This window comes from Pseudomonas meliae (genome assembly GCF_001400515.1).
Lineage (GTDB): Bacteria > Pseudomonadota > Gammaproteobacteria > Pseudomonadales > Pseudomonadaceae > Aquipseudomonas > Aquipseudomonas amygdali.
On the sequence record NZ_LJQT01000137.1, the window covers coordinates 1 to 4,694 of the forward strand.

Consider the following 4,694-nt stretch of genomic DNA (forward strand, 5'->3'; position numbering starts at 1 on the left):
CCCGGGGCGGTTCACTTTCGGCACGAAAGGCGCTGACACGGTCAGTTATGAGCCACGACGCCGACGGTTCACCGCTCAGACTCTTTTTAACATCATCGATGTTCCGGTAACCCAAGGATCGAAAAAAACGACCAACAGAAATACCACTGGTGGAGGTCTGCTTCGCAATGCTATCGGCGGACTCAAACGGAAGTCGCTCCGGGTTACCCAACAGGTAGCTAGCAATCCGTTTACCAGTGGGGCTCATCCGAGAGGTGTTTTGCTCCAACAGTTGTAGAAAGCTATTCTTTTCAGTGGCCATGACTTAATCCTTTATGCGACCCGTTAAATCCATTTCATAAAAACAACCACGTCATCAATCTAACATTGGCTTTCGCGAAGATGCAAGCTTGGCTGTCAAATTCGATTCAGCCGCTTACAAAGCATGACAACATGCATGCCATAAGCGGCGGCGTGCGATTCAGGTGAAGCCCCCCTCTCAAGACACGTTCGTACATTTTCAAATGTAGGTCCTGGCCATTTCGGATGGCTCGCCTCAACCAACGAACGGCCTTGGAGGCTGTTTTCCGAAATCGCGAGGCTTCTTGCGAAAATGCATTCAAAAACATAAAATGACTTCATTGAATGCAATTTCATGAGGTGATGTTATGGCAATGCTGACAGTACGGAACTTGCCCGAAGATGTACACCGCGCGCTGCGAGTGCGGGCTGCCCAACACGGGCACAGCACCGAGGCCGAAGTCCGCGAGATTCTGGCGATCGCAGTCAAGCCGGAGACGCGCGTTCGCCTAGGTGAAGCCTTGGCGGCATTGGGTCGCAAGATCGGCCTGACGAACGAAGATTTCGAGGTCTTCAACCAAGTGCGAGACAAGACGCCGGCCGAGCCGCTGAGGTTTGAATGATCGTCCTCGATACCAACGTCGTTTCCGAGGCGATGAAGCCCGAGTCCCACTTGGCCGTGCGGTCCTGGCTGAACGATCAAGCCGCCGAAACGCTATACCTGTCCAGCGTGACGCTGGCTGAGCTGCTGTTTGGCATCGGGGCGCTCCCGGCCGGCAAGCGCAAGGACATGCTGGCGCAGGCCCTTGACGGTCTAATGGGGCTGTTCAGGGATCGGGTGCTGCCATTCGATATCGATGCAGCACGGCGCTATGCCGATCTGGCCGTGACGGCAAAAACCTGCGGGCGAGGATTCCCGACACCTGACGGCTACATCGCAGCGATTGCGGCTTCGCGAGGTTTCATCGTGGCGTCACGCGACACTGCACCCTATGAGGCGGTCGGTGTATCCGTCATTAATCCGTGGGAAGTGTGAGGGATCAATAAAAGATTAAGGGTTTACTCGAAAGCTTTGGCATCGCGTTGTGCGGTTTGGCCACGTCAATCTTGGAAGCGCTCGCCAACGTCGTTGTCGCCCGCATGACGGGCTTTGACTTCTTCTCCATATGGGGGCCTTGCACACCAGCTTCGCCGCCGCATCAGGGTACTACTTAGGCTCACTCAACTTCCACTAAAGGGCCACGGCGATCCTACTGATACAAATGCTGATTATCGCGGTCCTGGTCAATGTTCCGCCTCAACCAACGAACGGCCTTGGAGGCTGGTAATCATCATCGGGGACGTCATCCATCGGGTCATGCCGGGCTGGTGAATGCGTTCTCACCTCCGGTTCGTCGTAGCCGTAATACTGACGGTGATCCTTCTCGATCACGTCATAGCGCGCCATCTGCTCTGGATCGGTCACCTGGAACACATACTGACTTCCGCGATGGTTGACGCCACATCCCGCATCAAGCACCTGGTCAACGAACTGGTCATCACCAATGATCCTCACAGCGTCACCGCTTTTCGTGGATACCAGGTTGGCGGCCAGCCGATAGTTGTCCAACTCATCGTCGTCATTGAACCCCGGTTTTACGTGGACGAAATCGCCACGGTCGATCACACCCGCCCTGCCATCGCGCAGATATTCGACAGTGCCGTCGCGATGCAAATGTGACGTGTAAAAGCGCAGGTGATAGACAGCAGAGTCATCTGCCTGGCCGCACTGGATCAGACGATCAAAACCATCGTCCGGAGTGCGCTCCTTCCGCTTTTCTCGATACACAAATCCACGCAGTTGACTGACAGCCGCGACGTCGCCTCTGAGAGCTTGCTGCTCGACCCATGAACGGTATGCAAGCGGACGAAGCAAGCCTTTTTCGGCAAGCGCTTGCCGCTCGTCACGAAGCTCGATGCGCAACTCAGCCATGGCTTTCATCCGGTCGAACTCGGCAACTCGATACAGCAACTTGCGAAGCAATGGGTCGTGCTGAGAGCGTTTGACGTCCGCCTTCATTGCCTGGTAGCGAGCAGCCACTTGCTGGTATCGATCCTTGACATGAAGATCAGGTTTTTCCCAGCCCTCACGATAGCGTTTATAGCGCATTTTTAAATCAAGCCGAGCCTCAGCTCTCGCCTGCCGGCGATCAAAACGCACGTCTTTATCTCGGAGTTCAAATGCAGGCTGGTAAGTGGAAAAAATACCATAGCTCCATTCTTCATGTTCGAAGGTGGGAGGTCCTTCAAACGGACCTATGTGGGCTTCCAATCGAAACTTGGTCAGCGTCGGATGGACCGAAGAAGCCTTGACCACAGGACCCTCTGGCCGCAGGAAATCATAGATCACCAATCCTTCGCCTTGCTCCCTTAATCCCAAGCCACGTTCATGCAAGGCCAGGTGGATTTGACGCCAGGTAATCTCTCGCGACTCGATAAGCTCAGATAATTTTTCACGCACCTCACGCACGGCGTAATGATAGAGACTCTCGGTGTTGGAATAGACCTGCAATGGCACAGTCCCTTGCGGAGCGCTGCCATACCGAAAAGGCGCACGGACCAATTGGTCGTTGACACCCCACTGCCAACTCCCATTGTCCTGAATGAATCCGTATTTGCGTTCGAGAACGCGGCAGCTTTTCTGCAACGTGTCAGCATCATTCCACAGGGCGGCGGCTTTGTAAGTAATGGGATTGACTCGGTTCACCGCCACATGACAGTGCGTATTGTCGGTGTCTTGGTGAATAGCTGTGACGTACTGATGCCCTTCCATGCCCAGCTGACGAATGCAGTGTTCGGCGCATTCGAATATCTGCGCATCAGTAGGCAGTTCGTTTTCGCGCCACGACAAGATGAAGTGATAGACCGGGTCTTGGCAGCGACGACTCTGGGCGGCAACCATGTTCATTTCCGCCGCCGATGTCTCCCAGGAGAAGCAGTTTGTCTCGCAAGAAATGCCTCCACTGATCAAGCGCTGACGGCCATCGGGGAACACGTCGGTGATTACGACAGCACGGTTGTCACCATCATTTCGATCCGCATAATCGACAAGCCGATCGAACATCGCTTTCTTGGTGCGCGAAGCATTCTGGCGAGGCGCAGCGCTGACTAGATCATCATCTTTGGGCTTGTCCCCACGGTCGCTGATGTAGCTCACCAGCCGGTTGAAGCTGGAGCCCTTATCGCCGCGTTTCGGGGGGATGATGACGTTCATGGCTGATGGGCTACTTGATGCGAGTCTGGGACAGATCGATGGCATTGACGGCATTTCGGATGGCGACCAACACGTCAGAGAATTGCTTGCTCAGATCAGTTGTCATGCTGTCCTGCATCTGGTTGAACAGATGCTTTTGCAAGCCTCCGAGCTGTAGCAACGCGGACATTAGCTTCTTGTCAGTCGGTGTCTTGATTTTGCGATTCAGCGCAGCACGACGCATCAGATCTGAAACAGATATCTCGGCAGCCAGCGCTTTTTCGCGAATCAAGGCTGCATCCTCTTCAGTGCAACGAATTTCGATCCTCACCGTTGCTTGACGCGCTGTGCTTTTCGACATGCTCTGACTCAACCTTAACTAACTGAATGACGCTGTCGGGGTGTCGGGGCGGAGCCCTGATCCGGGTTTTGTCGGATGGACCGCGTGCGGGCCGTACGTACAAAACATTTCCAGTCATATCTTATGACCTCGATTTAGTATGCAGACTACCATTTTGGCACAATGCCGCCTAGCCAAAGCAGAGAAGCGGCGGCGGTGGTGGCTGGTTGGGGTTTTCGATACGCCCTGGCGATCCTCACAGCTCATACGGGCGGCCATGCTTTGACCGTCAGGAAAAAGCCCGTAGAGGGTTGGCGTGTTTAATTGCCTCACCACAATCTGCCTGAGGATGCAAAACCACACTGTCATCGATTGACCGCTTCCTGATATCCTCGACGACTAACGGGCGCCCTGCCCTATGATCGGGTGCTGGGTATCGACCAACATCATTCGGAATCGCGCAATGGCGAAGCAAAAGACGTTCACCCAAAAAGAGTTGGAAGCCGCACGCCAGAAACTCACTGAGCTTCCAGACCTAAGCCAGGACAAGCTGAGCCAGGCGGAAGTGCTTCAATCACTGAAAGCGGAAATAGTTGAGCTATGCGCAGCGAAGGGCTACACAGTCACCGAGGTCAAGCAAGCGCTCGCCGACGTGGGCTTGAATGTGAGTGCCAAGGAAATTACTGAGTTGACGACTTCTCGCAAACGCGCTGCCCCTCGCGTTAAAGCGCAGACGGCTTAACGTCCGCTCACGTTAAAAATGAGCAAAAAAAAGCCCCATCTCTTGGGGCTTCTTTTCTGCACTTTTCGTCAGCTAATGCGCTGCTAAGAGGGTGTAGACAA

6 protein-coding genes are annotated in these 4,694 nt (G+C 54.3%); 3 read left to right on the forward strand and 3 right to left on the reverse strand.

Features of this window, described 5'->3' with window-relative positions:
• On the reverse strand, nucleotides 1-301 hold a 301-nt coding region (locus tag ALO64_RS06075), incomplete at its 3' end, for a MurR/RpiR family transcriptional regulator (RefSeq protein WP_162232061.1).
• A 346-nt stretch (nucleotides 302-647) separates the two neighbouring features.
• Here ALO64_RS06075 and ALO64_RS06080 point away from each other — a divergent pair.
• Together ALO64_RS06080 and ALO64_RS06085 are read left to right on the forward strand one after the other, a co-directional pair.
• Entirely contained in the window at nucleotides 648-902 is a 255-nt protein-coding gene (locus ALO64_RS06080; RefSeq protein WP_044345588.1) for a FitA-like ribbon-helix-helix domain-containing protein, read from the forward strand.
• Nucleotides 899-1,315 (forward strand): type II toxin-antitoxin system VapC family toxin, encoded by a 417-nt coding sequence (locus tag ALO64_RS06085; protein WP_044345586.1) that lies wholly within the window; start codon nucleotides 899-901, stop codon nucleotides 1,313-1,315. The genes ALO64_RS06080 and ALO64_RS06085 overlap by 4 nt, the downstream gene beginning before the upstream one ends.
• 261 nt (nucleotides 1,316-1,576) lie before the next feature.
• On the opposite strand, the gene traI is transcribed toward ALO64_RS06085, so the two are convergent.
• Together traI and mobA are read right to left on the reverse strand one after the other, a co-directional pair.
• Entirely contained in the window at nucleotides 1,577-3,532 is a 1,956-nt protein-coding gene (gene traI, locus ALO64_RS06090; protein WP_044345585.1) for a TraI/MobA(P) family conjugative relaxase, read from the reverse strand.
• Between the two features lie 10 nt (nucleotides 3,533-3,542).
• Nucleotides 3,543-3,872: a plasmid mobilization protein MobA gene (gene mobA / locus ALO64_RS06095; protein WP_020304521.1), complete on the reverse strand. Its 330-nt coding sequence runs from the start codon at nucleotides 3,870-3,872 to the stop codon at nucleotides 3,543-3,545.
• A 442-nt stretch (nucleotides 3,873-4,314) separates the two neighbouring features.
• Here mobA and ALO64_RS06100 point away from each other — a divergent pair, with 442 nt between their 5' ends.
• Nucleotides 4,315-4,593 (forward strand): mobilization protein, encoded by a 279-nt coding sequence (locus ALO64_RS06100; protein WP_044345579.1) that lies wholly within the window; start codon nucleotides 4,315-4,317, stop codon nucleotides 4,591-4,593.
• Nucleotides 4,594-4,694: the final 101 nt, after the last annotated feature.

Excerpts from the sequence above, each read along its gene's own strand:
- mobA (WP_020304521.1), bottom strand. The coding sequence starts at position 3,872 with ATGTCGAAAAGCACAGCGCGTCAAGCAACGGTGAGGATCGAAATTCGT.
- ALO64_RS06080 (WP_044345588.1), top strand. The coding sequence starts at position 648 with ATGGCAATGCTGACAGTACGGAACTTGCCCGAAGATGTACACCGCGCG.
- traI (WP_044345585.1), bottom strand. The coding sequence starts at position 3,532 with ATGAACGTCATCATCCCCCCGAAACGCGGCGATAAGGGCTCCAGCTTC.
- ALO64_RS06085 (WP_044345586.1), top strand. The coding sequence starts at position 899 with ATGATCGTCCTCGATACCAACGTCGTTTCCGAGGCGATGAAGCCCGAG.
- ALO64_RS06100 (WP_044345579.1), top strand. The coding sequence starts at position 4,315 with ATGGCGAAGCAAAAGACGTTCACCCAAAAAGAGTTGGAAGCCGCACGC.